The following is a 3124-nucleotide window of genomic DNA, read 5'->3' on the forward strand; positions in this document are numbered from 1 at the left end:
GGCACGGCAGAGCCACATCATCGGGACCTCCGGCTCGGTCAAGGTCGTCCGCGTGGTCGACGGTCCGGTCGTCGGCGTCAGCATGATCGGAGCCCGCGTCGGCGAGCTCATCGGCGAGGCACAGCTCGTCGTCAACTGGGAGGCCTACCCGGAGGACATCGCTCCCCTGGTCCACGGACACCCCACGCAGAACGAGGCGCTGGGCGAGGCGTTCCTGCACCTCGCGGGCAAGCCCCTGCACGCCCTGTGAACACCATGACCACCACCACGAACCACCCCTGCGAAGAGGAGTCCACCCGATGAGCGAATCCGTCAACCTCCCGGCGCTCGGCGAGAGCGTCACCGAGGGCACGGTCACACGATGGCTCAAGAACGTCGGTGACCGGGTCGAGGTCGACGAGCCGCTGCTCGAGGTCTCGACCGACAAGGTCGACACCGAGATCCCGTCGCCCGTCGCGGGCGTCGTCGAGGAGATCCTCGTCCAGGAGGACGAGACCGTCGAGGTCGGCACCGCGCTGGTGAAGATCGGCGACGGCTCCGGCTCCGGTGACCAGGGCGGCTCTGACGAGGGCGCCGCCGACTCGGGCGCCGACCAGGGGACGGACGCGGCCCAGGCCGACGCCACCGAGCCCGAGCCCGCCCCGAGCACGGAGCAGCAGGAGGAGCAGAAGGCTCCCGAGCCGCAGCAGGCCGAGCCCGCGCCGGGGGGCCAGACGCAGCCCGCCGCGCCGCAGGCCCCCTCGGCTCCGCCGGTGCCGCAGGCCGCTCCGGTGCCGCCGCCCGCCGCCGCTCCCCCGGCAGCCGTCCCGGCACCCGCCGCAGCTCCCGCGCCGGCTGCTGCTCCGGCTCCGGCCGCAGCGCCGGCTCCGGCCGCGTCCGGGCAGTCGGCCGCCGTGCCGAACCCGACGCAGGACGGCTCGGCCTCCGGCTACGTCACCCCGCTCGTGCGCAAGCTCGCGAACGAGCAGGGCGTCGACCTCGCGACCGTGACCGGCTCCGGTGTCGGTGGACGCATCCGCAAGGAGGACGTCCTCGCCGCTGCGGCTGCCGCCACGAAGCCGGCTGGCGGCGGTCAGACCGCTGCCGCCCCCGCCGGTCCGTTCGTCGCCGAGGTGTCGCCCCTCCGCGGGACCCGCGAGAAGATGACCCGTCTCCGGAAGGTCGTCGCCGAGCGCGCCGTGCAGTCGATGACCTCGACCGCGCAGCTCACCAGCGTCGTCGAGGTCGACGTGACGAAGGTCGCGCAGTTCCGTGACGCGCACAAGGCCGAGTTCCTCGAGAAGACCGGTTCGAAGCTCTCCTTCATGCCGTTCTTCGCCCTCGCGGCGTCGGAGGCGCTCAAGGCGCACCCGAAGATCAACTCGACGGTCGACGGCGAGGAGATCGTCTACCCGGAGACCGAGAACGTCTCGATCGCGGTGGACACCGAGCGCGGTCTGCTCACTCCCGTGATCAAGGACGCCGCGTCGCTGAACCTGGCGCAGTTCTCCCAGTCCATCGCCGACCTGGCCGAGCGCACGCGCAACAACCAGCTCAAGCCGGACGAGCTCGCGGGTGGCACGTTCACGCTGACCAACACCGGTTCGCGTGGCGCGCTGTTCGACACGCCCGTGGTGTTCCTGCCGCAGTCGGCGATCCTCGGGACGGGCATCGTCACGAAGCGTCCGGCGGTCGTGAAGGTCGACGGGCAGGAGGCCATCGCGATCCGCTCGTTCGTGTACCTGGCGCTGTCCTACGACCACCGGATCATCGACGGTGCGGACGCGTCGCGCTACCTCGTCGCGGTGAAGAACCGGCTCGAGGAGGGCAACTTCGGCCCGAACCTCGGGTACTGAGCCCGGCACCTGCCGAGAACGGCCCCGCTCCCGATCCGGGAGCGGGGCCGTTCCGCGTGCAGGCGGGCGTTCCCGGGCCTCCTGCGGGCGGGTCAGCGGCTGAGTCCCAGGACCGCGGCTCCGGCAACCCCGACCGCGACGACCACTGCGACGACGACCTGGCGGAGCGGGACGCGTCGGCTCCTGAACGGCACCCCGTGCTCGACGAGGTCCCGGATGTGCTCGAGGACTGCGTCGAGGCTGCCGTCCCCCGTGGTCGTGCGCTCGGGCCCGGTCACGCCGACGAAGTCGAAGAGGTCTCTTGGTGGGTCCCACCGCACCGGGCGCGGGGCTGCTGCACCCCGGACGGTCGACCTCGCCGCGGTGACGTCGTCCGGTCGCCCGGAACGCGCCGCCCGGACAGCAGCGTCCACTGTGGGCCGGCAGGGATCTCGGGGGTCGACCCGTTCCCAGACCTGGCGCACCGCGAGCAGGACGGCTTCGAGGCCGTCGACGCCCGGCGGGGTCCGCGGTGACGGAAGCGCTCGCGCTCCGTGCGGGGTCGGCGTCGTTCCGCGCGTCGTCGCCGACAGAGCGACCGATGACACCGTCGCCCCGAACGCGACCGAGGCCGGCGGACGGTCGCAGAGCACCACTGCGCCCGAATCGTCCACCACGACGTCGTCCGGCGACGCCGTCCCGAGCACGATCGCTCCGCCCGATGCCGCGACCGCGAGGTCGAGCAGTGGCATCGTCAGCGTGACGGCAACGCCCGCGTTCGGGACCCCGATCCGGTCCAGCGCTGTCCCGATCGGCAGGCCGCTCGGCCGCAGGGCCGCGGCTGCGAGCCGTCCGTCGGGCGTCCGTCCGACGGACAGGACCGGCGCCAGGTGCCGGTCCGTCGACGCCGATCGGTCCGCGACCCAGCCGAGGAACACGTCCTCGGACGTCGCTGCCCACCATCCGCTGCGTTCGCCGTCATCGTCCACGTCGACCATGCTCGTGCGCGCGGAGTCGGGGAGCACGCGGTTCCGCGGCCCTGTGGAGGGCCGTCGTTCGCCCACAGCCTCCTCCGCGCCGGTCTCCGAGGGTGTGCTCAGGCCGTATCCTGTCTTCATGGCACGCAGCAGTTCTTCCGGTACGACGGCGAAGGAGCCGGGTCGTCTCAAGCAGATGTACCAGGTCTTCCAGATGACCCGTCGGGCGGACCCGACGTCCGTCTGGTGGTTCGCTCTCGCCTTCCTCGGCCCCGTCGTCCTCGGCGTGGTCCTGGCACTGGTGCTCCCGGGTGAGAACTGGCTCGCGATCCT

The 3124-nt window shown here is 72.3% G+C and carries 3 protein-coding genes and 1 pseudogene; 3 read left to right on the forward strand and 1 reads right to left on the reverse strand.

Annotation, left to right across the window (positions count from 1 at the left end; genetic code table 11):
• Positions 1–250, forward strand: a pseudogene (locus tag I59_RS17030) (dihydrolipoyl dehydrogenase); the annotation flags it as partial.
• 49 nt (positions 251–299) lie between these two features.
• On the forward strand, positions 300–1835 hold the full coding sequence (sucB, locus tag I59_RS17035) for a 2-oxoglutarate dehydrogenase, E2 component, dihydrolipoamide succinyltransferase (protein ID WP_022904897.1): 1536 nt from the start codon (positions 300–302) through the stop codon (positions 1833–1835).
• Positions 1836–1927: 92 nt separating this feature from the next.
• Here sucB and I59_RS17040 read toward each other — a convergent pair whose 3' ends face one another.
• Positions 1928–2803, reverse strand: coding sequence for a hypothetical protein (locus I59_RS17040; protein WP_148286299.1), 876 nt, complete (start codon positions 2801–2803; stop codon positions 1928–1930).
• 127 nt (positions 2804–2930) lie between these two features.
• Between I59_RS17040 and I59_RS21655 the strand changes: the two genes are divergently transcribed.
• Positions 2931–3124 (forward strand): DUF4191 family protein (locus tag I59_RS21655; RefSeq protein ID WP_148286300.1); only part of this gene is annotated, 194 nt, incomplete at its 3' end.

Origin of the sequence: Curtobacterium sp. B8 (genome assembly GCF_000333315.1) — a bacterium.
Taxonomy (GTDB): domain Bacteria; phylum Actinomycetota; class Actinomycetes; order Actinomycetales; family Microbacteriaceae; genus Curtobacterium; species Curtobacterium luteum.